The following is a 25,236-nucleotide window of genomic DNA, read 5'->3' on the forward strand; positions in this document are numbered from 1 at the left end:
TTCTTTAGTAGGGGAGAAATATGCGTTTTATAGGTAGGCGTTCTTTAAAGGATTAGCTCGGTGCTCGTCCCTCGCACAAAAGCAGGCATCGTGCGGTTGGATAATACAGTATTCTCTTTTACCGCTCTTACCTAGGTATGCAGAGTAAATAAGGATGTTGGGTATCTATCGCAAGCGCCACGCCAACCTACAATAAGCTTTGGAGTTTAGTAAAGAAAATGATTAATAATATGTGGTTATATTATTCATATTCACCCCAGTCCACTTCTAACGTACCAAAGTCAATACAAGTTATAGGATTTACAATTTCAACATTATCAATATCAAGTTCATTTATATCTTTGCTCAAATTACCAGAGATAGTAATAAGAATTTCCGATTTAAACTCTTCTTCAACAGTTCTACTTACACCACCCATTGAAATATAATCGCGATCAATAGAATCATAAATCGATAATGAAAAATCTCCTTCAGCTTCCACAGTAATAGTTGCCCACGCACCAATTACAATCGAATCTTCGCCATTTTCAATTATTTTAAAATCGTTGCTATCTAATTCAAATTCTTTAAACCAGCCATGTGCCCCATCAGGTTCCCAATAATAATAAGAATCTGCTTCTTGATCTGGAACAAAATCATTTAGTGAAAGTTCTAATTCAGATTCTATTCCAGCTAAGAAATTATCCGCTAGCCCTTTTTCTAAAGCTTGTTGTAGATTTTCTATCAGCAAATGAGGTGCTGTTTCTGTATTGAACAATGATAACCCTTCTGAGAAGTCTTCAATATAATCAATATTATTAGAGCCTTCGCAATAATTCTTCCAATCTTTATCACGTGCTACTGCTAGGACACTTTTGTTATTAGTTTTAGCCCATTTTTCTACTGCTAAAAGCGTGATTGCATCTGGAAATTCGCTTTTCTTTTTTCCAGTCTCAGCAAAAGGAGGCTGATTTTTGAAATATATATTTAATACTTCTGTGATAGATACGAATTGGTTACACTCGATTGCTAGAGCATCCGTATCGTCTATAAATTGTTCTAATATTGATTGAGCTAAAGATTCTATTCTTGTATTGTCCAAAAGTAGCCTTCTAGCTTCATCTATGATGTTATCATCAAGAAATAAATCATTATTTGCATTTTCTATGGACTTTTCAAGAGAGTTTTTTGAGCTTTTAATTTTCTTATCTAGGTGTGATAGTATTTCATTTTTTATAACGTCTGGCATTAATAAGTCGATCTTGGTTTTAGAAAATTGCTTTAGTCTAGCTAAAAGCCCACTCTCTAGATTTAATCCATTTCCATCAAATATGGAAGTATCAACTAATATAGCATCGTACTTAGATTCTGACATTTTCTAATAAACCCAGTTCAAAGAATGATTAATTTTTCTATATTATTATAGATGATACTATCAGTTTGTAATACAAACCTAATTAACTACAGCAATTACTATCATTATAGATTGAACTATACATTTATGAATGTGTAAAACTATACGAACACTTAATTATCAAATCAGAGAAAAAGCGGCAATAGCTACAAGAGACGTAAAAAAGGCCATCCCACTCAGGACGGCCTTTGTCTTATCTACACAACTACGAACAATTTACGACGCTTTCTCAAGCATCGGCTTCAAAAATGCACCTGTAAACGATGCTTTATTCTCAGCCACTTCTTCAGGCGTACCTTCTGCGATAATCAAACCACCATTCTTACCGCCTTCAGGCCCTAAGTCGATAATCCAGTCGGCAGTCTTAATCACGTCTAGGTTATGCTCAATGACGATAATGGTATTGCCCTTGTCGCGTAGTGCATGCAAGATATTAAGCAGTTTTGAGATATCGTGAAAATGTAAACCCGTGGTCGGCTCATCCAAGATATACAGCGTTTGCCCTGTATCGCGTTTGGCAAGCTCACGCGCCAGCTTAACTCGCTGTGCTTCACCGCCCGATAACGTAGGAGCAGATTGACCCAAACGAATATAGCTTAAGCCCACATCCATAAGCGCCTCAAGACGACGATGAATTGGCGGAATCGCTGAGAAGAACTCAGTGGCATCTTCCACGGTCATGTCCAATACTTCGGCAATACTCTTACCTTTGTAATGAATCTCAAGCGTCTCACGGTTATAGCGCTTGCCATGACAGCTATCACATGGCACGTACATATCCGGTAAGAAGTGCATTTCAACTTTAATCAGGCCATCACCCTGACAGGTCTCACAACGCCCGCCTTTAACGTTAAAGCTAAAGCGACCTGCTTTATAACCACGGGCTTTGGCTTCTTGCGTTTGCGAGAATAAATCACGAATGGGGGTGAACACACCGGTGTACGTCGCTGGGTTGGAGCGAGGCGTACGTCCAATCGGGCTTTGGTCAATATCGACCATTTTATCAAGATATTCAAGACCGGTGATACTGTCGTATTTATCAGGCACTAAAGTCGATGCGTTGTTTAATTGGGTGGCGGCAAGTGGCATTAGAGTACGGTTAATCAACGTTGATTTACCTGAGCCTGAAACCCCAGTAATACAAGTAAAGGTGCCGATAGGAATGGTTAAATCCACATCTTGTAAGTTATTGCCTGTTGCCCCTTTGAGTTCAATCTGCATCGGCACGATCTTTTTGGGTATTGGCTTGGCTTTCGCTTTCGCAGCAGCCGCTTTTTTCGCGGCAGCCGCCTTAGCTTTACCCATTGGCATAATTCGCGCTCTTTCAGGCGGATTATTTAAGTCGATAGTTTTGGCTTTATGTCGAGTCTTAGGGATGGTAATCTCTTTTTTACCCGATAGATATTGACCCGTTAGCGACTCTTCCACATCCATAATGTCTTGCATCGTGCCTTGGGCAATGACATGACCGCCATGCACACCTGCACCCACGCCAATATCAATCACATGGTCGGCTTGGCGAATGGCATCTTCATCGTGCTCAACCACTAACACCGTATTACCAAGATCACGCAGGCGAATAAGCGTCTGTATCAGACGGTCATTATCACGCTGATGCAGACCAATAGACGGCTCATCAAGCACATACATAACGCCCATTAAGCCTGCACCAATTTGGCTGGCGAGACGAATACGCTGGGCTTCACCGCCTGACAAAGTTTCTGCTGAGCGGGCAAGGTTAAGATAGTCCAAGCCAACACTAACTAGGAAGTTCAGACGTTCATTAATCTCTTTAAAAATCTTGTCACTGACTTCGCCTTTGGCTCCGCCCATGTGTAAATCAGCGTAATAGTTTGCCGCATCGCCAATAGACATTTGCACGATTTCAGAGATACCACGGCCATCAACACGCACATTACGAGCAATTTCATTTAGACGGGCGCCATCACACACGTTACAAGTGGTGTCGGCTAAGTATTTTGCCAATTCATCACGCACAAAGTTGCTTTGGGTCTTGGCATAACGTCGTTCAAGGTAGGGTAATACCCCTTCAAAAGGGGTGGTCTTTTTGGTTTTACGCCCACGCTCATCGGTAAAGTTAAAGAGTATTTTCTCTTTACCAGAACCTTTCAAAATAATATCTTGATGCTCTTTTGATATCTCTTGCCAAGGCGTGTCCATATCGATATCAAAGTGCTTAGCAACGGTGGTTAGCAGCCCAAAATAATAGGCATGACGTTTATCCCAACCATTGATTGCACCTTGATTGAGTGATTTTTCGGGATTGGTAATGAGTTTTTCAGCAGCAAAGTATTGGCGTTTGCCTAAGCCATCGCAGGCAGGGCAAGCGCCGTAAGGGTTGTTAAAACTGAACAAGCGAGGCTCTAATTCTGAAACCGCACGATCGCACACGGGGCAGGAGTGCTTGGCAGACAATACTTGGTCATCGCCTTCGGTATTAACATTGCTATTAGACGCATCAGGATTGGGGTTACCGTCCATGTAATGTAAGATAGCGAGGTCACCACCCAAACGTAGCGCCGTCTCTAAACTTTCAGCCACACGGTTACCCAAATCATCACGCACTTTAAAGCGGTCAACGACCACTTCGATGGTATGTTTTTTGTTTTTTTCTAAGGGCGGTAGCTCATCCATATCATAAACGTTACCATCCACTCGTATCCGCACAAATCCTTGACCTACCAGCTGTTCAAGTAGCACCACATGCTCACCTTTTCGGTCACGTACCACGGGCGCTAATATCATCAGCTTGGTGTCTTCAGGCAATGCCATAATGTCATCAACCATTTCGGTAATGGTTTGAGCCACCATGGGTAAGTCATGCACGGGACAAAATGGCGTACCGACACGAGCATAGAGTAAACGCAGGTAGTCATATATTTCGGTAATCGTACCGACTGTGGAGCGGGGGTTGTGGTTGGTGGATTTTTGCTCAATGGCAATGGCAGGGGATAAGCCTTCAATGCTATCGACTTCTGGCTTGTCCATTTGCGATAAAAATTGGCGGGCGTAAGCCGATAAGCTTTCTACATAGCGACGTTGACCTTCAGCATATAAGGTGTCAAATGCTAAGGATGATTTACCGGAACCAGACAACCCTGTAATAACCACAAATTTATCACGGGGAATGTCGATATTGATGTTTTTTAAATTGTGGGTGCGTGCGCCGCGAATTTTGATGTGTTCGTGTGCCATATAAAGCCTTTCATATTAAGTGGTTATCAAGTTTTAAGTGGTTATTAAGTTTATTAGGGTTGTTAAGACGTTTGATGTAAATAAAGGGCTACGCTGTTTTGAGTGATTTAATTTATTTTCATTGCTTTAATTTTTATAGTTTTGAGCTCAAAAGGCTGATTTTAATTTAAAAGACTAATGAGGCTTAGGTGTTAGTGCCTACATTAAGTTTGCGCCTAAGCTGTTGATCAAACCTTTATTAAACAACCCTCAACTTTACACTATTTGTATTTCGTTTGAGTTGAAATCATTAGATTTATGACTTAAGAGTAGCTAAATTAGAAAATAAGGTATATATACGTTATATAAGAGGTAAGTTTAATAAATGTGTCATTCGTTAGATTATTAATGGGTCTCTTTTGCCTATAATTCAAGGTCAAAGTTCGAGGCAGGCTAATATATAAAGCGTTTAATATAATGTCTTTCGCTAGTTATTGAGCTTGAATATGCTTGAATCTATAGTTATCGAGTTTGAATAGACAGTCCTTTAAATTTCGGCATAATGTTGCTGCCTATACTCAGGCTGAATCCATTATAATAATGCAGTTATTCGATAATCATTTAGATATATGGTTAATTATCAAGACATATAGTATAGTCTGCCTCATTTAAAACCACTGTGATGCTAACCCCGTTTGCTGTATATATAAACTTGGTTGCTTTGTAGTGATTTATCTAGGATAGACTATAGATGTAGCTACAGTGGGAGCAATATGAATAGCATCGAGAAACGAGCTATTGCTGGTATAGGCGGTATTTTTGCGCTGCGTATGATTGGGCTATTTATGATAGTACCGGTGTTTTCAGTTTATGGTCATGACTATGCGCATGCCACCCCGCTGTTGATAGGTCTGGCTGTGGGTATCTACGGATTGGGTCAAGCCATATTCCAAATCCCAATGAGTTTGGCGGCGGATAAATATCCCCGTAAACCTATGATTTTTTTAGGTCTCTTACTGTTTGCAGCAGGCGGCATCGTGGCGGCAAACGCTGATAGTATTTATCAGGTTATTATTGGTCGGGCACTGGCAGGTAGTGGGGCGGTGTCAGCGGTATTGATGGCGCTGCTTGCCGATGTAACACGTGAACAAGTACGCACAAAAGCGATGGCAACCATGGGGCTGACCATTGCCACCTCAATCATGTTGTCATTTGCCATTGGGCCAATCATGGTAGAGAGTGTGGGCATATCTGGTCTGTTTTGGCTAACCGCTATTTTTGCCGCTATCGCAATGTTGCTGTTGTTTATTGTTCCGACGCCCCTACGTGTACTCAAGCATAATTTGGCGAATAAATCGATTAAAGAGCAATTAAAGGAAGTGCTGCGAATTGGCGATTTAAACCGTTTGCATATCGGGATTTTTGCTCTACATTTGACCATGACTGCTATTTTCGTGATTGTGCCACAACAATTAGCTGATGTACTGGGTTTAAGTGTTCGTCAGCAAGGTCTGGTGTATTTGCCACTCTTGTTTATTGGCTTTGCTATTGCCATTCCTTTTATTATTATTGCTGAAAAAAAGCGTAAAATGCGTCAGATATTTTTAGCGGCATTAATGGTAATTGTACTGGCTTTTGTCTGTTTGGTGCTGGGTAGTCAGTTAAGTATTGGCCTAATAGTGGGGCTGGGGTTGTACTTTATTGGTTTTAATTTATTAGAGGCAACCATTCCTTCATGGATTTCCAAGAGGGCGCCAGTTGCCAATAAAGCGACCGCCATGGGTATTAACTCGTCAAGTCAATTTCTTGGGGCATTCTTCGGAGGTGCTTTAGGGGGTATGTTATTAAACCAAGGAACAATGCTATCATGGGGGCTATTAGGCGGTATTATGGCAGTGGCATTATTATTGATATTGCCTATCTCACAGCCGCCTTATCTTACCAGCACAACTTTAGCCATTCCTGAGGGCGTTGTTATTCAAAAGTGGTCACAGCAAATTATGGATATTGAAGGGGTTGATGAGATGGTGGTTATGGCAAAGGAAGGTGTGGCTTATTTAAAATTAGATAAGCTAAAGCTTGATGATGACTCACGACAGCAATTGTCGCAAATGACCAATACAAAACTAGATATTTAAATGAAACTTAGGTAAAGTGAATAAACCTTATTATATTTATCAAATTTTAAAGGAAACTCTATGCGTGGTGTTAATAAAGTAATTATTATAGGTCATTTAGGCAATGATCCAGAGTCTCGTCAATTCAGTAATGGCGGTAGTGTGACTAACATTTCAGTGGCTACTTCTGAGCAGTGGACGGACAAACAAACTGGCGAAAAACGCGAAGCGACAGAATGGCATCGTGTGTCTTTATTTAACCGTTTAGGCGAAATTGCCGCCCAATATCTGCGTAAAGGTAGTCAGGTGTATATTGAAGGCAGCTTACGTACTCGTAAATGGCAAGATCAAAATGGTCAAGACCGTTACACCACTGAAATACGTGCTGATCAAATGCAAATGCTGGGTGGTACTAGTGGCGGTGCTCAAGCGGGTGGCTATGCGCAATCGGCACCTGCGCAGCAGGGTAATACTGATTTTGGTAATACCAGTAACCAAGCCCAAGTTGGTTTTCAAGGTAATAACCAGACGAATCAAGGGGGTAATGGCTTTGCGCAAAATAACCCTATGCAAAATAACCAGACACAACAAAATAGCTTTAACAATCAGACGTCAGCTAGCCCTGCACCAATGAAAGATACGCCGCGTGATGATGATATTCCTTTCTAAATCTTATAAGTATATAAGTGTTGATTAATTTGAATAGAGCCTATATTTGATATAGGCTCTTTTTTTATCGATATTGAATAGAAATATCTTTCCATCAAACCTATTACTGTTCAATCAAACCAAGTGAAGCGATATCACTTTTTATATTATTTACCACGTCTTCAATATCTTCTTTGGTTAATAATGGATTGATGGCACAGAATCTTAAAACAATTTTATCATTTAGCATGGTCGTAAAGTAGATGGATTGATTCCTTTGTTCTGCCATTTCAGACAATTTATGGTTGATCTCATTGATCTCTTCTTCACTGTGGTGGTCATCATAATATCTTATATTAACAATACCTAACTGAGCAGGCGAGACAATGTTGAAGTAGTCTTCAGCGCGGAATAATTGTTCAAAATATTCTGCATTATCAAAGCCTTTATCAATGGCACGTCTCATCTCTTTAAGCCCCACTCGTTGTAGGGTGTACCATAAGCGCATACCACGAGCAGGCGCCGTTAACTCAATGCCCATATCCCAGAAGTTGATATTAGAATCATCTGATTTAACGTCGGTTAAATATTCAGGATTCTCCATAAACGTACGTGACATAGCTTGGCGATCTTTACAAATGACAGTGGCACAGCCATACGATTGAAATAGCCATTTATGACCGTCCCAGCTCACTGAGTCACTGCGCTCAATTCCGTCTAATAACTCACGATGAGAGGACAATAGTGCGCTCGCGCCATAGGCACCATCGATGTGTAACCAAGTATTGTATTCTTCACTGATGTCTGCCAACTCATGTAACGGATCAATAGAGCCGGTATTGGTCGTGCCACACGTACCTACTATTAAGAAGGGAATAAAGCCGTCTTTTTTGTCTTGCTCAATTTGCGCTCTTAGGTCATCTGTGATGATTTGAAAGCGCTCATTGGTTTTCACTTTGCGGATATTGGCTTTAGGAATACCCATTACACGGATGCCTTTGGCCACGGATGAGTGAGTTTGGTCTGAGACGTAAACGGTGCCTTTACCGAATTCCTCATCTTTGAGCTTCTCATCTCGCGCCACAATGGAGGCGGTTAAGTTTGCCATTGAACCACCAGAGACAAACAATCCGCCAAGTTCTTTAACCGGGTAACCAATTTGCTCACCCATCCAGTTAAGCAGTCTTTTTTCAGCAATTGCCATGCCCTGACTGAGCGTATGGCTACCACCGTAAGGCGAATAAAAGGCATTAATTGCATCTCCAACCACGGATATGGGAGATAAAGCTAAAGGGATAAAAGAGAAAAATCTTGGATTGTTTTGCTTGGTTCGATATTTATAGACCAGATCATGAATGTCCTGCAAAACGTCTTCTGCAGAACGCGATTCTTCAAGGAAGGGAATGTTTTTGATAGCCTCTTGTTTTTCTTTAGGCAAAGGGTTGAGGATATCGGTGTTGGCAACATTTGCCTGTTCTTTAACCATGATGGGCATGAATTTTTTAAGGGTTTTCTCCGCTTCTGCCCATTGAAATAAAGTAAAGTTTTCTGTGGTCATGATTCTCTCCTTTTATTTATATTTATTTAAATGTTTTGTGGTTTCACTGAGGTCTGTTGAACTTTTACCACGTCAGCATAATAATGAGTTAGGTTTGATAATTACTGAACGCTCAAGTAAAAACTGTCTGAATTTGCCTTATTCTTCGTTACTGAATGGGTCAATATCTAGCTGTTTACCGCATTCAAGACCTTGATTAAGACAAATTTCGCTCAACTCTTCCTTTGAGGTAAATGATCAAATAGACTTAAAGTTTTCTGGTTATTGACGTATCGTAAGCGGTCGGCAAATTAATGTGATTGCCTATTCGCTATTATGACATTACCTAATTTGTGAATGAGTGCTTGAGTATTTATACTGGAATTATGGATACAATAATGGCCTATAATTAAAGGGTAATCGAAATAATAAAGAGAAATAATAAAGATAAGTTATTGAGTTACATTCGCATTTATCTCAAGTACAATGGTGCGTTTTATATTTAAAGTTCTATTTAAAGTTAATGAAATAATATGACAGCTGACATGCTAGCGTATTATTTATTGTTGATGGTTTATATTTAATTGTAATAAAGTGATTAAAGAGACTCATTTTTTTAAAAGGGTGGGCTTAATCTATTAGGGGAATCTGGTTTGATTCCGGCTTAACAACAATATGTAATCATCTTGTCATCATTAGGTATAATAATGGACGATTTTTAGGTATGCTTACTAATTTTAGGTGCTCAATCTCTTAATCTCTTAACTGACTTGGATTTTTATCTATTTTGCAATCTACCATGTATTCGTCTTCTAAAAATACCTTTGAAAAAAAAGGCAATCCAAGCAAAGTATGGTGGCTAATAGGTGTCATCTTGTTGGCATTATGCATCGTCATTCAAATGCCAGCGGTGTGGCTGATTAATCAATTTATGCCGAACTCCCCCTATATACAGCATGTGTCTGGTAATATCTGGCAAGGCTCCGCTGTTGCCACCTTGCCAATACCCTCCGCTCAGCCCAATACCATGCCCTTGTCTGGCACGCTAACTTGGCAAATGAAACCTATGTCTTTATTTTTAGGTAAACTTAGTGCGGAGATTGATTTCAAGTCAGGAAAAACCCAATTAGATGGCCGAGTAGGTCGAGGGTTCAGCACTTGGGAAGTGACAGATTTAAGCGGAAAAATTGACAAGCAGACCTTAGCCTCGGTCGTAAACTGGCAACTTCCTGAAGCGCCCATCCAAGTTAATACGCTATCAGCTAAGCGGCATAAAGAGAAGGGTTTTAGCGATGTTGAAGGTCAGTTAACATGGTCGGGAGGAGAGCTAGACTATCCAAATGGTAACAAAGTTTATAAGATTATATTGCCGGCTATGCGGGCCGATATAACCCAAGAGGCGCGCAGTGAAACTAATGTGATCCATGCTAATTTAGTGGATAATAACAGCAAGCGTTTAGGCGATATTTATTTAGATGCGCAAGGTATGATAGATGTTAGCTTAACTCAGCGCCTGCTAGAGAATATGCCCAGCTATAAGGGAAGCGCACCTGCTGACACAGCAGTTGTAAGTGTGCGTCAGCCACTTCTAGGCAGTATGGCAAATGGGGGTGGTAGCTGATGTCAAATGCTTTTACCTCACTCGGTAAGACAGTAACTGACGGGCTCAATCGGCTGTCAGGATGGTTACTTCTTCTCGCCATTATTTGGCTATGTTGGGGCCTTGCCCGTATCGTTTGGTTGGTTTTAGCACCACCGCAAGTACCCAATCTACAGTTGGCTGAGCTACAAGTGAGACAAGCCCCACAGGTCAATGCAAGTACAGCATTAGCAATTTTTGAGAGTAATAACTCTGCTGCGCCGCAAGAAAAACCGCCAAACGTCAATTTGACTGGGGTTATGTTGGCAACACCAAGTGAGTTTTCATCGGCAATGTTAGAAGTTAATGGTGTTATGGCTAATTATCGTATTGGTGAGGCATTAGAAGAAACAAATTATACCTTAGTAGATGTTGCATGGAATCAAGTTATTATTGCCGATGCCAGTAATCGCCAGATTGTGATTGATATGCCAGAGCGCATGCCACTCGACCAAGGTAATGCAGGTATTGAAACTGAAAAAGGTAATATTCGTAACAGGCGCTTGCCCAATAGTCGCAACGCTACTAATGCTACCTCTGGTCCTGGGTTGGTTCCTAGGAATCGAGATGAGGAGAATACAGGTGATAGGCATCAAAACGAGGGTGCAGAAGAGCAGATCGGTGATGCTGATAGAGGACCTGCGTTAGAGAATACGCTTAAACCGAGCGTAGCAACCGCTATTGATAAGGCGAGTAGCGAACTTAAGAGTAATCCAGCCAGTTACCTAAGCAGTATGGGCGTTATGGCATCTGGCGATGGTTATCAAGTAACCGATGCGATGCCAGAAAAAATACGTAATCGACTTGGGTTAGAAACTGGCGATAAGGTGCTGTCAGTTAACGGTCAAAGCGTGGGCGCTAATCCTGCTGGAGATGCTGATTTGCTCAATCAGGTTAAACAGTCAGGTCAAGCTACTATAGAGGTTCAGCGTGGCGACCAAACTATAACAATTAGGCAGCAGTTTTAATCAACTGTGTCTAAATTGGCTTTAACCATGAGTTTTTTTTCGATATTTGTTTTTGGTGCTTGTTGTCTGTCATCTAATGGCAATTTAATCAATAATACCTTAATTTAATAGCCACGGTCATTCTAAACGCTTACAGTATTAACCTCGCTACCTGTACAAGCCGTACTAACTGAGCTCGGTTATCTGGTAACAATTTTAGACTACTCCGACTATATTAATACAATGCTCATAATGTTTACACTGTGTTCGCTCTTTGCTCTTATTAGGTTCATTTTGGTTTTATACTATAAGTATCATTATATTCATTTATTCCGCGTTACAACTGTAGGTACAAGACAGCATGTTTAATTTGCATTACTCTAAAAAGTTTGCATCAATTGCACCAGTAGCAACCAAGTTATCTCAGTCTTTATTAGTGCTACGTTTAGTAGCTCGGTTCCGTTTAGATGGCTTGCGTATAAATGGTGTGATTGATCTAAAAGCTCTGAGCTGGGCATTATTACCTTTAGCAGTGACGATATCTGTTAATGCGCATGCTGAAAGCTGGAAAGTAAATCTTCAGGATGCGCCTATTAAGGCCTTTATCAATGAAGTAGCCACCATTACTAATCAAAACTTTGTATTAGACCCACGTATAAACGGTAATGTTACGGTTATTTCAAACCGTGCCTTATCGAAAACTGAGGTTTATCAGTTATTTTTGAGTGTTATGCAAGTCAATGGCATTGCAGCAATTGATACGGGGACGACCATCAAGCTTGTGCCAGACAATGTAGCAAAACAATCTGGGATTCAGGTCGATCTAGAAGGTAATAGCAGTGGTGAAGCCCTAAAAACGCGGGTTATTTATCTTGAGAACACACAGGCTGCTGAGATTCTAACGGTTATTCGTCCATTGATGCCGCAGTCTGCTCATGCGGCTGCAGTACCGGGTGTCAATGCATTGGTATTATCGGATCGGGCAGATAGTCTGAACCAAATTACAACGTTAATCCGTGATTTAGATGGCAGTAATAATAATGCTTTAAGTGTTGTTCCGCTACGTCATGTTGATCCAGAACGCATGATGGACTTAATCAGTGGATTAACAGGTACAGCGAGCAGTGGTTCAGGTTCTGGGACTTTAAAGGTTATAGCTGACACTGCCAGTGATCGGTTGTTAGTGCAGGGTAGTCCAGAAATGATAGCTAAAGTCCGTACTATGGTCAATCAGTTGGATGTGATGCCATCTAAACGGTTAAGTGGACTACGTGTCTTTCGATTGAAATATGCAAGCGCAGGGCATGTGGCTAATATGTTACGTGGACTATTATCCAACCAGTCTTTAAATAGCTTGGGTGCCACCTCTAGCATTGAGTCAGCCTCCTTAGCAGGTAATGCAGCGGGCGGTGCCACTGGCACCACGTCACTTAATGGCCCCAATAGCAATAGCGCTTCTAATCCTACTGGTTCAGGTGCGAGTGCGGGCACAAATAACAGCTCAGTGGTTAAAGGTGACGACCCATTTAGTATTATCGCGGACGAAACGCAAAATGCGATTATCGTCAATGGTGATCCTGAGTTAATGGTTGAAGTAGAAGAAGCGATTAACCAGTTGGATACTCGCCGTTCTCAGGTGCTTATCCAAGCGGCGATAATTGAGGTATCAGGTAGTGATGCCAATCAGTTAGGGGTGCAATGGGCTATAGGCAATGCCAATAGTGGTTATGGCGTGGTTAATTTTGATAATGCCGGCGTGCCGGCGTCCGCAATTGCTACTGCGGCATTGACTGGATCTGGTGTGAGTAGTGCAGCAAGCGCTATTGCTGGCGCTTTAATAGGGGCGGGTAAAAGTAGTAAAGACAATAATGGTAATAGAGAGTTTTATGGCGCTATCTTACAGGCTTTAGATTCAACAACCAGCGCTAATCTACTGTCCATGCCTTCAATTTTAACGCTGGATAATGAAAAAGCCAGTATCCTAGTGGGTCAAAACGTGCCCTTCGTAACAGGTTCATATACCACATCAGGCAACTCATCGACCAACCCATTTCAAACCATCGAACGTAAAGATGTCGGTATAAATCTAAATGTCATACCACATATTGGCGCCAATGGTACGGTTCGTTTAGAGGTCTCTCAAGAAGTCTCTTCTGTCGTCAACGATACACGAGGCAATGCCAGTGGCTTGACCACCAATAAGAGCCTGATTAATACTACTATTTTGGCAGATGACCAACAAACGATTGCTTTGGGTGGTTTGATGCGAGACAACACGACCAATGGTCAGCAAAAAGTACCGGGATTAGGCGATGTGCCGCTGTTGGGTAGACTGTTCCGTTCAGACACCGCAAATACAGAAAAAAGCAATTTGATCATATTTTTACAACCTACTATTTTGCGGGATGGCGGTGCTGTGGCGAGCGTGACGGAACGCCGTTATAATCAAATGCGAGTTATGCAGTTGGTCATTGATAAAAACGGTACGATTAAAAAAATACCAATGTCAGGCACTGCTGGATGGGATGAAGATACAAATGCGACACCTAATTACGAGCTTGCCCCTTTAAACCCAGTATCAAGTTCTAATAAGTCAGTGCCATTACCCGCCTCCTCGACCTCACCAGTCTACAACCAGCCGACAACCTCTAAGAGCAGTTTTAGTAATAAGGGTAACGAAACAGTTATTGATTTAACCACGGTCAAACCCTAAGTTATGGGTATGATGATATATTCTAAAATATGGATTTAGAGAGCTTAGACACCTGATAGTTTTACCGGAGGGTTATGCGTACATCTAATTTAATAAAACTTGTCGGAATTGGGGTGGCGTTGCTGCTTATCCCAAGACGTAGTAGCCGTGCTCCTATTATCAAACCAATAGATAACCCTCAATCAAAACCTGAACAAAATAATGAGAAACAAACAGATTGTAATAAGGACTAACTGATAATAATAAAAGGTTACCCTGTTAACCCCGCGTTCTCTACACATACTTGCTTTAAGTGCAACAGTGCTGGGCTATCTTGCCTGCGCTGTGCTGATTGCTTCGACACTGTTTTTAAAGCCTTTGCTCATTAATCCTGATATGACTTGAGCGAACAATACCTAACAGTAACTACCAGTAAATAGTTGTATACCATTATGCCTACTTTAGCGTCTAAAAACTTCATTGCGCCGCTGATCGATACCCATACTCACTTTGATGATTTTGCGTTCGATCAAGATAGGATTCAGTTGGCGCATTCTGCGTATGAGGCGGGTGTTCGTCATTTGCTATTAGTTGGTTATTTAGCAAAATACTTTGAGCGATTAAAAAATGTCAAACATCAGCTTCAACGAGTAAACTCAGAAATCGCATTAAAGAACGACGTATTGAAGGTTCCGACCGCCCATTTGGCAATGGGTTTGCATCCTGCCTATATTGCCGAGCATACACAAGCAGATTTAGAGAGTTTAGCTCGATTTGTGACACTCAATCCTCCCATTGCCATTGGCGAGATTGGTTTGGATACCTTTACTGATGAATTAAAAACACCGGATGCGGTTGCCAAACAAAAACAGTTTTTTATAGCGCAACTGAATTTAGCGGTAGAGCATCACTTGCCAGTATTACTGCATATCCGTAAAGCCCATGCCGAGACACTCGCCATTTTAAAGTCGCATTCGTACAATGCCAAAAAGCTTGGCGGCATTGCGCATAGCTTTAGTGGTGGAGAGCAAGAGGCCAAAGCGTTTATTAAGTTGGGTTTCAAACTTGGTGTAACCGGTCAAATAACTAACCCTAATGCAAAAAAACTGCATCGCTCAATTGTGGCTGCTGTTGAAGAATATGGGCTAGAATGTTTGGTGTTAGAAACCGACTGCCCCGATATGACGCCCATTCAGTGTCAGGTAGGTGATACTCATACCCGTAATGAGCCTGAAAACCTAGGCATAGTTTTAACAAGTCTTAGTGAGTTATTAGCAGTAGAGCCTGGACACTTAGCCATTCAGTTATGGCAAAACAGCTGTGATGCCTTAAACGTTAACTGGGTTTTGCCAGATGTGAGATGATTTTGTTAAGCCGATACGTCCAAGCACGTTTAAGTAAAAGTGATAGAAGTTTATAAAGCGGGTTGACTAACATCGTGATTAACTGCTGAATGTGTTATGTTAAATTTAACTTTCCCCCCAACTTATTTGATATATATTTTGTTATGACTGTAGATAATGCGCACGCCTTAATCAATGCCTCTAGCGCAACTAGCTCTGCTTCTAGTAGCAATGCTACTAGAGACGTCGATACCACTCAGTATCAGCGTCGTTTTCAGGGTACCCAAACTTTGTATGGGCATAATAGCTTTAACCGCTTTGCTAATGCGCATGTGATAGTCATAGGTATTGGTGGAGTAGGCGCTTGGGTTGTAGAAGGTTTAGCACGCACTGGTGTGGGTAAACTAACCCTAGTGGATATGGATGTGCTGGTTGCCTCTAATGTCAATCGCCAATTGCCTGCATTGGACAGTAACTTTGGCAAGAGTAAAGTCGCTGTCATGGCAGAGCGCGCTTCGCAAATAAATCCTAATGTTGTGATCACTCAAGTGGATGACTTTTTAACGGCCGATAATGTTCGGGAATTACTACCAAGCCGTGATGATGCTAGACAAAGGTTACAACATGGCGAAACAACTATAGTATTGGACTGTACAGATGATATGTCTGCAAAAATAGCCATCGCCTTACACTGCCGTTTTAATAAGTTGAAGTTGATTTGTGCTGGCGGAGCAGGTGGAAAAACAGACCCGCTGCAAATTACCGTAAGCGATCTGAAAGATACCTTTCAAGATCCCCTATTAGCAAGATTGCGCACCAAGCTGCGCCATGAACATGGCATCAATAAAGAGATGAAAGAAAAGTTTGGCATTAGATGCGTCTATTCCACTCAGCCACCTATTGTGGGTAAAGGCGACAATGCCTGTCAGACAGGTAGTCTACACTGCGGTGGTTATGGCTCTGCGGTTGCTGTTACCTCAGTGGTGGGTATGGTCATGGTCAGTGAAACACTCGATATGTTGAGCAAGATTTTCTCGAATAAATAGAAAAATTAGGTGCGCTAATGAAATCTTAGCGCAAAGGCTTCAGTAAGCTTTTACGCTTTGGCGATAGCTGAGCAAGCATCGAACTCGATAGGGGACAAAATTGACCCGTCATCATATCCGCCAAAGCTTCAGCGCAAAGCGGGGCAAACGCATAGCCCTTTGAGCCCATACCACTTAGGGTCCAAATTAGCCCGTCATTACCCACTTGACCAACCAATGGATGATAGTCTGGTGTTTGCGCTCGAATACCTGCCCGTGCTTTCCACCCTGAATACTCATTTTCCGCATCTTGTTTTTGCGAACTAAAAAGCTTCTCAAGCTCTGGGATGGCGCTGACCAATTTCTCTTTATTAACCCTGTGTTCTGACTCCCGAATATCTGTGGCTATATCGTTACGTACGAAGCTAGCCCCTAACAAGAAAGTAGAACAGTTTGTAGTGACTGGGTTAAGCTCATCATCAGAATCATTTGGTGTGAACTGCGCACAATAACCACCATATTTTAAAGGTAGGTTAGGCAGTGCTTTACGTTGTTCTTCAGTAGGCTCAAACCATGATAATTGCCCGCGTATTTTGCGGAACTCAAATATACGGCTGTCTAACGATTGACTGACATGCGCTATGGCAATCACAACGCTATCTGCACACAATTTTTCCATTGTTGAAGATTTCAAATTTAGACAAACGCCGTTGGTTATATCGGCGTTCTTATCAGCCACATTGTGAACTATTTTTTCTACATCAGCTTGTACAAAGTTAATCAGCGGATGATGGAGTACGGTATCAGCCAATGCTTTTGGATTGACCAAACCCGCTTGCGGTAGATATAGGTTGTTATGTAAATTTTGCTTGGTCAGTCCCGATTTTTTTTGTGCCTCAGCATGGGTTAGCGTCGTTGCTATCGACTCAGGATATTCAGAAACTTGGGCGGTATTAATGTTCGACTTCAGCATTAAGTCTAGCGTAGCAGTAGGTTCAAAGATGCAGGGCTTATTCTGACTCAAATAGTTGGGGTTTGCGTCAAGCTGCCGATAAAAGCGTTGGCTGTACAAATAACCCATAGTATGTAAATGCTCATCTACGTGCTTAAGAGGTGTCATCTTGGGGGTAAGTAGTGCGCGTGGATTACCCGAAGCTCCAGCCAAGGGCGCGGCTTTGTCCAATAAGGTAATTTTAATGCCACGCTGTGCCAATGCCCAAGCTGCCATTAAACCTGAAACGCCAGCGCCAATAATGGCAATGTGAGAATAGCTGTGTTGGGAGTATTTCTGCTGTGAATTATCCGGTGATAAAAAGTTCTCTTCTAAACCATTATCAGGTAGGAAAATCGAAGATTGTGAGTTTTCTGCATTACCCATTCTAGCGGTTAGCATCTCACGTTTATGTCCAAAGCCTTTGGCTTTTTTGATAGCAAAGCCAGCGTTTATCAACCCTCTTTTTACCACACCTGCAGAACTAAATGTCGCTACTGTGGTACCGGGTTTTGATAATCGTTGTATCTGGGCAAAAATTTCATCAGCCCACAATGATTCATTGCGTGACGGCGCAAAACCATCTAAAAACCAAGCATCGATATGAGGATGAGGCGTATTAACGCTAGCCTTGGGTAAAATGTGAGCGGTATTATCTAACTTAGCCAGATTTTTAGCAGCGTCTCCTAACCACAAGTCTAGGGTAACATCCTCCGCTAAATGGAGACGATGGCATCCTGCAACCAAACTTGGATACAGTTCAAGTAGCTTAACAATAAAAGGAGCAAGGCTTGGTTCATGCTGTTGCCAATTGCTTAAACTTTGTTTGAGATCTGCATGAGTAAGCGGATATTTTTCGGTGCTGATAAAATGTAGGCGAGGGGTTAAATGTGAAGGGATGTTTGATTGATTTTTCTCAGTATGCTCCGTTTTGACCTTATCCCATAATTGCCAAGTCGCTAACACATTTAGGCCAGTACCAAATCCTAATTCAGCAATGGTAAAGCTCTGATAACTAGGGTTCGTTGGAGCTTTTTTTAATAGGGAGGCAAAACGTTGAGGTAGGTGGTTTTGCTCACTAAAGACATATCGAGATTCTGCCAAACCATCTGCTAAGGAGTAATAGACATCTCCAAACAATTCAGAGACGGGTACCAAGACCCCTTGTGCATCTTCTTGCCATGACAGCTTGGCAGGGCTAATAGGCAAGTTATTAGAAGCCTTGGTATTAGAAGCCCTAGTATTAGAAGATCTAGTATTAGAAGATCTATTATTGGAAGACCCTTCAGAAGCAGTTTGATAGTGTTTGAGATGTGTCATAGCAAAGTATGGAGTGCCTGTCTGTGGTCATGGTCAAACCAAGTCTATTTGGTTACCTTGTGTCGATTTTAGAGTTTTTAACGACAGTTCTGTCAAATAAATCTCAAGATAAATGAAGAGGTTAAGTATAAATAAAGAAGTTAAGTAAAAGGTAAGGAGTTTGACTGTATAATCTTATAGCTCAAAACTTACCAGTTATCTCTACGACCAAACATATACCAGCCCAAAACAAAACCAAGGAATAAAGCAATAGTCACGGTAATGGCACCATACATAAATAATTGACCACTACGCTCATTGATCAGTACGTTAACGCGGGTTTCTAAATCATTGACATCACGCTGTAATCGAGCATTACGTCCAAGAAGCTCTTGATTAGCAGCGGATAATTCAGCATCGCTGGGGTGCATGGCACTGGCAAGGCTATTGGGGTTAGCAAGGGCATCAGTACTTATGTCATTAATATTGTCGGTAACTTGCTCATTAAATGGCGAGGATGGTAAAGGCGCTATTTGAGGGTCGCTAGGGGCTGATTCTGAGTCCGCAAGTTCAGTCGTTGGATTATTAACAATAACAGTAGGTTCTGCCCTCGCCAATGATGCTGTCAAGGTCACTATAAAAGCTAGGCACAGTACACGAGATATTGAGATGGGTATTGGCATTGAAGCGATTTCCAATTAAATCGGACGGGTAAAATAGGTGTTTATGGTAGGCATTAATCTTTTGGTAGCGATTGGATAAAGGGTTTAATATCCACATGACTGTAGACACCTGCCTTAATATAAGGATCATCATTTGCCCAAGTTTGTGCAGCCTCAATACTATTAAATTCAGCAATGATCAGGCTACCTGACATGTCAGTTTGACCGTGTTCAATAGGTGTTGGACCAGCAATAATGAGTCGATTTTCGTCAATCAGTTTGTCCAAACGGGCTAAGTGCTGGGCACGTACCTGTTTACGAAGCGTAGATGAGTTGGCAACATCATGACCAATAATAGCGAATAATGACATAATAATCTCGTTAGTTAAATAGGTAAGGGTTGAATCAAAACTGATAAAGATATCGTCAAAGTTTCTATATGGTTGAACGGTTGACCTCGCTAGTAGCACCCTTTTAATAAGCTGTACTTAGTTTAATAAACAGCTACATATCTGCGTTTGGTTGCCTTGTAAACAATGTAGCCCATATCTATAACAACTATATCTATTGCTTATGTTTACGATAGTGATGCTTTAGCAAATTTATTAAGATGAGACCAGTTAAAAGCGAATCGCTCTATCTAGTGACTCAACGTTAAGGTTTCTTTTGGTTTTCTCGTTCTTTTGCTTTTTCTGCAGCAGAATTAGCAAGCTCTGGATTCATATGGTTTCGTAGTAAAACAAACTGTCCAACCATAAACACCACCATAAATGGAATCCAGCCCCAAGTTTTAAAGTTAATCCATGTGGGTTCAGGCGTAAAAAAAGCAAAATAATATTGCAATGCCGCCATTAACACAAAGTATCCTGTCCAAGCTAAAGTCAGCTTATTCCAGCCAGATTGAGTTAATGAGAACACATTTTTCATGACCATTTTTAATAAAGGTCTGTTCATTAACACACTAACCAGTAAAGCCACAGCAAATACGCCATTAATTACCGTGGATTTCCATTTTAAGTAAATATCATCATCGAACATCAAGGTTAGACCGCAAAATAGTACGGTCAGCACAAGTGTGATCCACTGCTGCTTATGTAGTTTACCTTTTTGCGTCATTAGATGAATAATAGAGACAGCAACAGTGGCTACCAAAATTGCCCCTGCACCAGCAAGAATGCCATGCATTTTTGCCACATAGAAAAAGGCGATGAGGGGAATAAAGTCTAAAAATGCTTTCATAGTGACCACAGTGTTTAAAAAATAAGGTTTATGTCATAAAGGACATATTAATGTCGATAGTTTACACGCCATTGCCGACAAAAAAAAGTCATAACACCGCAGAGCCTACTTTAGTTAAAATAGTGGGGTTAGAAAGCTGGATTAGAAATGCTAACTTAAACAGTCAGTATTTGCTGACGGCTTATATATTGTTATTTATTAACAAAGGGAGTCAATAAACCGTTAAAATAGACATCAATCAACTCTCTTTCAAACCCTTAAATTAGAGTCAATATGCCTACTAAAGCACAACAACCTAACACAACATCGACGCATACTCCTATTGACATGAGTAAAAAGCATACCGACACGTTAATTGATTTACATAGTCATAGCACATGTTCTGACGGTAGTAATGATCCCACAACTTTAGTAGAAAAAGCACATGAAAAAAACATTGAGGTGTTTGCATTAACCGACCATGATACGTTGTTAGGGATACCAGAAGCCCGGCAAAAAGCAGAAGAGCTTGGTATGACCTTAATCAATGGTGTGGAAATTAGTTGCCAGCACACCCTTACAGGTGGTTATGGTAAAAACAAAGAAACAGACAAAGTTATTCATGTATTGGCTTTGGGATTTAAAAACTTTGCTGAGATGAACGACACCCTAACGCATATACAACAAAGCCGAGCCAATAGGGGGCGCGCCATTATTGAGAAGATGGCAGAGCTGACTGACTTTGACTTTGAAGAGCTATGGCAAGCGGTATTAGCAAAAGCGGATGGCAATGCCGAGGCAGTGGGGCGTGCTCATATCGCTAAAGTGCTTTTAGAGTTTGCCATTGTACCTTCCATGCAAAAAGCATTTGATAAATATCTGGCAGATAATAAAGCAGCCTATGTGCCTATTGAGACGTTGAGCATGGAAGATACGATCAGCTTGATTCATCGCTGCGGAGGTAAGGCAGTGTTGGCGCATCCAACCCGGTACAACTTATCCGCAACTCGCGTACGCAAACTGATTGCAGAGTTTGCTCAGTTTGGCGGTGATGCTTGTGAATTACCGAGCAATGATGAGCCGATTAGCAAGCGGCGAATGATTGATCGTTGCATTGCAGAGCACAATTTAATGGTTTCTACAGGTAGTGATTTTCATGGTACAAGCATGCCTTGGCGTAGGCTTGGCGATGTACCACGCTTAGCGGAGGGTCAAAGATTGGTCATAGAGGATATGCTGGCTTGATATTAGTCGCTTAGCTATTTAAATAAGCTATATAAATAAGCCGTTTGCATTCGCTCTCTAAATAGGCTATCTAATTAGCCATCTAAATTTTTCACAATACTGGCTAAAACGCTGGTAGCGAATGTGCCCGTGGGAAGTGTGAAATCTAGGACTAGTGTTGAGTCATCAGGCCATGTCCATTGCAAGTTAGTGATTGGTAGTCGTAATGCCCGGCGCATAGATTTAATTTGTTTTTCATCGAGTCCCTTAGCCAGTCTTGTTAAGATAGGATTGGCTGCTATAACTTCGGCTTCTATTGTCTTGGCAATACCACTTACTTTATCGTTTTTGATGCCCCACAGCGGCCCTGTAGGGTGGATATCACCGCTAGCCACACGTGTCTTTAAATCCTCATCTAACTGCTCACAGGCAAAAAGTGAGCCCGATCCTTCCAGATTAAAGACCTCGCCATCGAGTCCGGTATTCCAGCTACTGTTTATCACTCGTTCCGCTAAAATTTGATTAAAAATAGCACTGCGAGCGGAGGATAATAGCAACGACTGGATATCTCGGCTTTTCTTAGGGTGGGGCTTGCGATCGTTTATTGTGCCGTGCTCAAACCACTCTATAGCGGCAACAATATTATTACCATTTCGACCAAAGCGTTGATTTCCAAAGTAATTTGGTACCCCTTGCTTACCAATCGTATTTAAGGTGGCATCGACGGTGTGCTTATTGTCTGAGACATCAGGATTGAGCTGAATCTCGCGTAAGGTAATGACAAAATGGTTGGCTTTGTGGGTGCCTCTATTTAGCTTTTTGCTGTGCCAAACTTGTTTCAGAACCTTAATGGTCTCATCTTCGTTAGATCCCCCCGATGTTCTAGCAGTTGATTTTTCTTTGAGTCGATTTGATGTGATGAAATCGTCAAGATTAGTCTCAGGCATTGCTTGTTTAGGTATGCGTAAGCTAAACCACTGAGTAGTGACTGCCTGACGATCTTTTAACCCAGAATAACCGACATCACGGCTCGGTATGTTAGCCCACTTAGCCAGTTGCTGTGCAACAAATGTGGTATTCATACCACTCTTTGTAATCTGCAACCATAAATGCTCGCCAACACCGCTTAACTCTAGGTCTAGTATTTCATTAACCTGAAAGTCACTGGGGGTGTTTTTAAAAGTAGCATACGAGATAGGGGTCGGATAAGGTTGTGGAAACTGAGCAAGGTCGGTAAGTGCTTGTATTTGTTGCGCAGTGATTTGGGTAAAAGGAACATTATCTGCTTGTGGATTGATCATATGTTTGGCTCAATACTTTCAAATTAATTTCATTATAATAACATGAGCAAGTAGGGAACCTAGCAACACATTCTAACTTTACCTTTGCTTTCATTATCTGTTTTAATAGAGGGCGGAGGCATGTCATATATAGTCTATTTTATCCATGCATAATCTTGGAGACAAATCCAATGTCTAAGCCCAAAGTTCGTCTACGTCAAGCGACGGTAGAAGACGTACCAGCATTACTGACTTTATTAAATCAAAGTTATCGTCTCAATGTGGGCTGGACCAATGAGGCTCATTTGGTCATTGGCATTCGGACTACTGCCGCTGAAATCGAAGCGATGATTACTAATCCTAAGCATTATTTATTTGTCTATCCTGATGTTTTTATAGATGCGCAAACAGATAAGACACAAGAAACAGGAAAAGTATTGGCTTGTATTTCGGTCGAAATAAAAACAAATGATTTTAAAAATGATGATTCTAATGAGACTATTTTAGCGTATGATTCAGCTTATATAGGCACTTTTGCTGTTGATCCCATGCTACAGGGCAAAGGAATCGGTAATGAGGTGCTCTTTGCTGCAGAAACTTTTGCTGTTCGTCATTTAAATGGCGTTATAAACAGTGCTAAGAAAAATAACGATAAACAAGCAAATGCTGATAATGAATCAACGAGTCATCAAAACTTGGCCCATTTAAAAATGAGTGTATTAGAACGAAGACCCGAGCTATTGGCCTACTATCAGCGTCGAGGCTATGAATTGACGGGGAACAGTCAACCGTTTCCCGTAGATGGCAATAATGGCGAGCCAAAGTTTGATGACTTAAAGCTGTTGGAATTGGAAAAATGGGTTTAAAGAAATATGCTTAAAGAAATGGGTTTAAATAAATCCTGATACTAAAACCGACTATCAAGCGACTCTAAGTTAAAACCTATCGCCTGAAAGCATATGTCGGGTTTGAAGCCTCGATACTGTAAAAACCGCAATTGCTTTGCTTTTTCTTTAGGCTCAGTAGGAATGGCGTCGCCATATTTTTTAACCCGTGCTTCCACCGCTAATCGAAGCCAATCAACGCCCTCAACTAAGTCATTATCAGATAATACGTCTGCAAACTCTTCATTGTCATCCATCGCCATATCAATGAGCTCATCAATATTAGAAGGCATGGCGACTCTACGTTTGTAAAAGTCGTTCTTAATTCTTACCCGTCCATAACGCTTACGAATACCTTCTCGGATTAACATTAAAGCCGTACGGTAATCACTTTGATAGCCTTTTTCAGAAAATTCCGCTAATAATTCGTCAATCTTTACAGGGTCTTGTTCTTTATCAATGAGCTTTTGACGCAGCTCGCCTGCTGAATGCTCACGGCGTGACAAATAATAAAAAGCAAGCCAACGTAGGCGGCTATTTGCCTTAATTGCTTCTTTCTCAGCTTGGCGCTGCTCAGGGGTTTTAAGATAAGCCTTTAAGGCCGCCGGTAGATTGTCTAAACGAGAGAGAGCATCGGTCTCACAGTGTTTCGTTTGAATAGTTTCGACTTCAGCTTGAGATGTCACTGTATCATTGCTACTTGCAGAACCTTCCGATTTTACCTGTGCTAATAGGTTTTTAATACTATTGGGATTTACCTCTTTTACAGGGGGAGTGCTCTCTATCTTAGGTTGATAAGGAGAAGCGGGATGAAATGTTTTTTGCTTTTGTCGCTTTGGGCTATGATGCTTATTTTGTCGCTCAGTGTTCTTAGAGTCAGGGCTCTTTTCCTCAGCCTCAGTTTCCCATAGTTTTGCTGTATCTAAATCATCAGATACAGTAAAGCTATGGGTAGAACTACGGGTAGAAATAATAGGCGCCCGTAATTGTTGTTTTTGTTTCTTAATTTGTCGATCTTTAGGCGCCTTCCTTTTACGATAGTCTGAAGGTTTATTAGCACTATCAGGGTTCTCCTCCAAGATCTGAGCTAAGGTCTTTATCTCCATTGTATGTCTGTTTTCATCGTTATTCTTATCAGCTGA

19 protein-coding genes are annotated in these 25,236 nt (G+C 41.4%); 10 read left to right on the plus strand and 9 right to left on the minus strand.

Annotated features, from left to right (window positions below):
• Positions 1 to 241: 241 nt before the first annotated feature.
• Both AC2SLN_RS01095 and uvrA read right to left on the minus strand, forming a co-directional pair.
• Positions 242 to 1,354, minus strand: a complete 1,113-nt coding sequence (locus AC2SLN_RS01095) for a PIN domain-containing protein (protein WP_486531466.1) — start codon at positions 1,352 to 1,354, stop codon at positions 242 to 244.
• Positions 1,355 to 1,609: 255 nt separating this feature from the next.
• The gene (gene uvrA / locus AC2SLN_RS01100; RefSeq protein ID WP_486548920.1) at positions 1,610 to 4,609 is read right to left on the minus strand and encodes an excinuclease ABC subunit UvrA; all 3,000 of its coding nucleotides are present in this window, start codon (positions 4,607 to 4,609) and stop codon (positions 1,610 to 1,612) included.
• A 752-nt stretch (positions 4,610 to 5,361) separates the two neighbouring features.
• Here uvrA and AC2SLN_RS01105 point away from each other — a divergent pair.
• Together AC2SLN_RS01105 and ssb are read left to right on the plus strand one after the other, a co-directional pair.
• Complete coding sequence (locus AC2SLN_RS01105; protein WP_486548919.1) at positions 5,362 to 6,726, plus strand: MFS transporter; 1,365 nt, start codon at positions 5,362 to 5,364, stop codon at positions 6,724 to 6,726.
• A 60-nt stretch (positions 6,727 to 6,786) separates the two neighbouring features.
• Complete coding sequence (gene ssb, locus AC2SLN_RS01110) at positions 6,787 to 7,374, plus strand: single-stranded DNA-binding protein (RefSeq protein ID WP_486548918.1); 588 nt, start codon at positions 6,787 to 6,789, stop codon at positions 7,372 to 7,374.
• 103 nt (positions 7,375 to 7,477) lie between these two features.
• Here ssb and AC2SLN_RS01115 read toward each other — a convergent pair whose 3' ends face one another.
• The gene (locus tag AC2SLN_RS01115; RefSeq protein WP_486548917.1) at positions 7,478 to 8,911 is read right to left on the minus strand and encodes a pyridoxal phosphate-dependent decarboxylase family protein; all 1,434 of its coding nucleotides are present in this window, start codon (positions 8,909 to 8,911) and stop codon (positions 7,478 to 7,480) included.
• Positions 8,912 to 9,689: 778 nt separating this feature from the next.
• On the opposite strand from AC2SLN_RS01115, the gene gspN reads away from it, so the two are divergent.
• The 6 genes from gspN to AC2SLN_RS01145 all read left to right on the plus strand — a co-directional run bounded on the left by gspN (position 9,690) and on the right by AC2SLN_RS01145 (position 16,557).
• Positions 9,690 to 10,511, plus strand: coding sequence for a type II secretion system protein N (gspN, locus tag AC2SLN_RS01120; RefSeq protein WP_486548916.1), 822 nt, complete (start codon positions 9,690 to 9,692; stop codon positions 10,509 to 10,511).
• Positions 10,511 to 11,497, plus strand: coding sequence for a type II secretion system protein N (locus AC2SLN_RS01125; protein WP_486548915.1), 987 nt, complete (start codon positions 10,511 to 10,513; stop codon positions 11,495 to 11,497). Before gspN ends, AC2SLN_RS01125 begins: the two co-directional genes overlap by 1 nt.
• 340 nt (positions 11,498 to 11,837) lie before the next feature.
• Positions 11,838 to 14,189: a type II secretion system secretin GspD gene (gene gspD, locus AC2SLN_RS01130; RefSeq protein ID WP_486548914.1), complete on the plus strand. Its 2,352-nt coding sequence runs from the start codon at positions 11,838 to 11,840 to the stop codon at positions 14,187 to 14,189.
• 74 nt (positions 14,190 to 14,263) lie between these two features.
• Positions 14,264 to 14,422 carry a hypothetical protein gene (locus AC2SLN_RS01135; RefSeq protein WP_486548913.1) on the plus strand — a complete coding sequence of 53 codons (159 nt, stop codon included), beginning with the start codon at positions 14,264 to 14,266 and terminating at the stop codon, positions 14,420 to 14,422.
• Positions 14,423 to 14,620: 198 nt separating this feature from the next.
• Positions 14,621 to 15,532: a TatD family hydrolase gene (locus AC2SLN_RS01140; protein ID WP_486548912.1), complete on the plus strand. Its 912-nt coding sequence runs from the start codon at positions 14,621 to 14,623 to the stop codon at positions 15,530 to 15,532.
• 143 nt (positions 15,533 to 15,675) lie between these two features.
• Complete coding sequence (locus AC2SLN_RS01145; protein ID WP_486548911.1) at positions 15,676 to 16,557, plus strand: tRNA threonylcarbamoyladenosine dehydratase; 882 nt, start codon at positions 15,676 to 15,678, stop codon at positions 16,555 to 16,557.
• Between the two features lie 25 nt (positions 16,558 to 16,582).
• Here AC2SLN_RS01145 and mnmC1 read toward each other — a convergent pair whose 3' ends face one another.
• The 4 genes from mnmC1 to ispZ form a co-directional block, all read right to left on the minus strand.
• Positions 16,583 to 18,736: an FAD-dependent 5-carboxymethylaminomethyl-2-thiouridine(34) oxidoreductase MnmC1 gene (gene mnmC1, locus AC2SLN_RS01150; RefSeq protein ID WP_495057349.1), complete on the minus strand. Its 2,154-nt coding sequence runs from the start codon at positions 18,734 to 18,736 to the stop codon at positions 16,583 to 16,585.
• 299 nt (positions 18,737 to 19,035) lie between these two features.
• Positions 19,036 to 19,509: an SH3 domain-containing protein gene (locus AC2SLN_RS01155; RefSeq protein WP_486548909.1), complete on the minus strand. Its 474-nt coding sequence runs from the start codon at positions 19,507 to 19,509 to the stop codon at positions 19,036 to 19,038.
• A gap of 53 nt (positions 19,510 to 19,562) precedes the next feature.
• Positions 19,563 to 19,859, minus strand: a complete 297-nt coding sequence (locus tag AC2SLN_RS01160) for a YciI family protein (protein WP_486548908.1) — start codon at positions 19,857 to 19,859, stop codon at positions 19,563 to 19,565.
• A 283-nt stretch (positions 19,860 to 20,142) separates the two neighbouring features.
• Positions 20,143 to 20,727, minus strand: a complete 585-nt coding sequence (gene ispZ / locus AC2SLN_RS01165) for a septation protein IspZ (RefSeq protein WP_486548907.1) — start codon at positions 20,725 to 20,727, stop codon at positions 20,143 to 20,145.
• Between the two features lie 327 nt (positions 20,728 to 21,054).
• Here ispZ and AC2SLN_RS01170 point away from each other — a divergent pair, with 327 nt between their 5' ends.
• Positions 21,055 to 21,951, plus strand: coding sequence for a PHP domain-containing protein (locus AC2SLN_RS01170; protein ID WP_486548946.1), 897 nt, complete (start codon positions 21,055 to 21,057; stop codon positions 21,949 to 21,951).
• A 74-nt stretch (positions 21,952 to 22,025) separates the two neighbouring features.
• Here the strand turns inward: AC2SLN_RS01170 and truD are convergent, their stop codons facing one another.
• The gene (gene truD, locus AC2SLN_RS01175; RefSeq protein WP_486548906.1) at positions 22,026 to 23,231 is read right to left on the minus strand and encodes a tRNA pseudouridine(13) synthase TruD; all 1,206 of its coding nucleotides are present in this window, start codon (positions 23,229 to 23,231) and stop codon (positions 22,026 to 22,028) included.
• A 170-nt stretch (positions 23,232 to 23,401) separates the two neighbouring features.
• Between truD and AC2SLN_RS01180 the strand changes: the two genes are divergently transcribed.
• Entirely contained in the window at positions 23,402 to 24,076 is a 675-nt protein-coding gene (locus tag AC2SLN_RS01180) for a GNAT family N-acetyltransferase (protein WP_486548905.1), read from the plus strand.
• Between the two features lie 41 nt (positions 24,077 to 24,117).
• Here AC2SLN_RS01180 and AC2SLN_RS01185 read toward each other — a convergent pair whose 3' ends face one another.
• The gene (locus AC2SLN_RS01185) at positions 24,118 to 25,200 is read right to left on the minus strand and encodes a regulatory protein RecX (RefSeq protein WP_486548904.1); all 1,083 of its coding nucleotides are present in this window, start codon (positions 25,198 to 25,200) and stop codon (positions 24,118 to 24,120) included.
• Positions 25,201 to 25,236 lie beyond the last annotated feature (36 nt).

Source organism: Psychrobacter sp. CX90, from assembly GCF_057396305.2.

Coding starts and splice junctions, on each gene's coding strand:
- uvrA (WP_486548920.1), bottom strand. CDS start 4,609: ATGGCACACGAACACATCAAAATTCGCGGCGCACGCACCCACAATTTA.
- AC2SLN_RS01180 (WP_486548905.1), top strand. CDS start 23,402: ATGTCTAAGCCCAAAGTTCGTCTACGTCAAGCGACGGTAGAAGACGTA.
- AC2SLN_RS01185 (WP_486548904.1), bottom strand. CDS start 25,200: ATGGAGATAAAGACCTTAGCTCAGATCTTGGAGGAGAACCCTGATAGT.
- ispZ (WP_486548907.1), bottom strand. CDS start 20,727: ATGAAAGCATTTTTAGACTTTATTCCCCTCATCGCCTTTTTCTATGTG.
- AC2SLN_RS01095 (WP_486531466.1), bottom strand. CDS start 1,354: ATGTCAGAATCTAAGTACGATGCTATATTAGTTGATACTTCCATATTT.
- AC2SLN_RS01160 (WP_486548908.1), bottom strand. CDS start 19,859: ATGTCATTATTCGCTATTATTGGTCATGATGTTGCCAACTCATCTACG.
- gspN (WP_486548916.1), top strand. CDS start 9,690: ATGTATTCGTCTTCTAAAAATACCTTTGAAAAAAAAGGCAATCCAAGC.
- AC2SLN_RS01105 (WP_486548919.1), top strand. CDS start 5,362: ATGAATAGCATCGAGAAACGAGCTATTGCTGGTATAGGCGGTATTTTT.
- ssb (WP_486548918.1), top strand. CDS start 6,787: ATGCGTGGTGTTAATAAAGTAATTATTATAGGTCATTTAGGCAATGAT.
- AC2SLN_RS01140 (WP_486548912.1), top strand. CDS start 14,621: ATGCCTACTTTAGCGTCTAAAAACTTCATTGCGCCGCTGATCGATACC.
- AC2SLN_RS01115 (WP_486548917.1), bottom strand. CDS start 8,911: ATGACCACAGAAAACTTTACTTTATTTCAATGGGCAGAAGCGGAGAAA.
- AC2SLN_RS01135 (WP_486548913.1), top strand. CDS start 14,264: ATGCGTACATCTAATTTAATAAAACTTGTCGGAATTGGGGTGGCGTTG.
- AC2SLN_RS01145 (WP_486548911.1), top strand. CDS start 15,676: ATGACTGTAGATAATGCGCACGCCTTAATCAATGCCTCTAGCGCAACT.
- AC2SLN_RS01170 (WP_486548946.1), top strand. CDS start 21,055: ATGAGTAAAAAGCATACCGACACGTTAATTGATTTACATAGTCATAGC.
- gspD (WP_486548914.1), top strand. CDS start 11,838: ATGTTTAATTTGCATTACTCTAAAAAGTTTGCATCAATTGCACCAGTA.
- AC2SLN_RS01155 (WP_486548909.1), bottom strand. CDS start 19,509: ATGCCAATACCCATCTCAATATCTCGTGTACTGTGCCTAGCTTTTATA.
- truD (WP_486548906.1), bottom strand. CDS start 23,231: ATGATCAATCCACAAGCAGATAATGTTCCTTTTACCCAAATCACTGCG.
- AC2SLN_RS01125 (WP_486548915.1), top strand. CDS start 10,511: ATGTCAAATGCTTTTACCTCACTCGGTAAGACAGTAACTGACGGGCTC.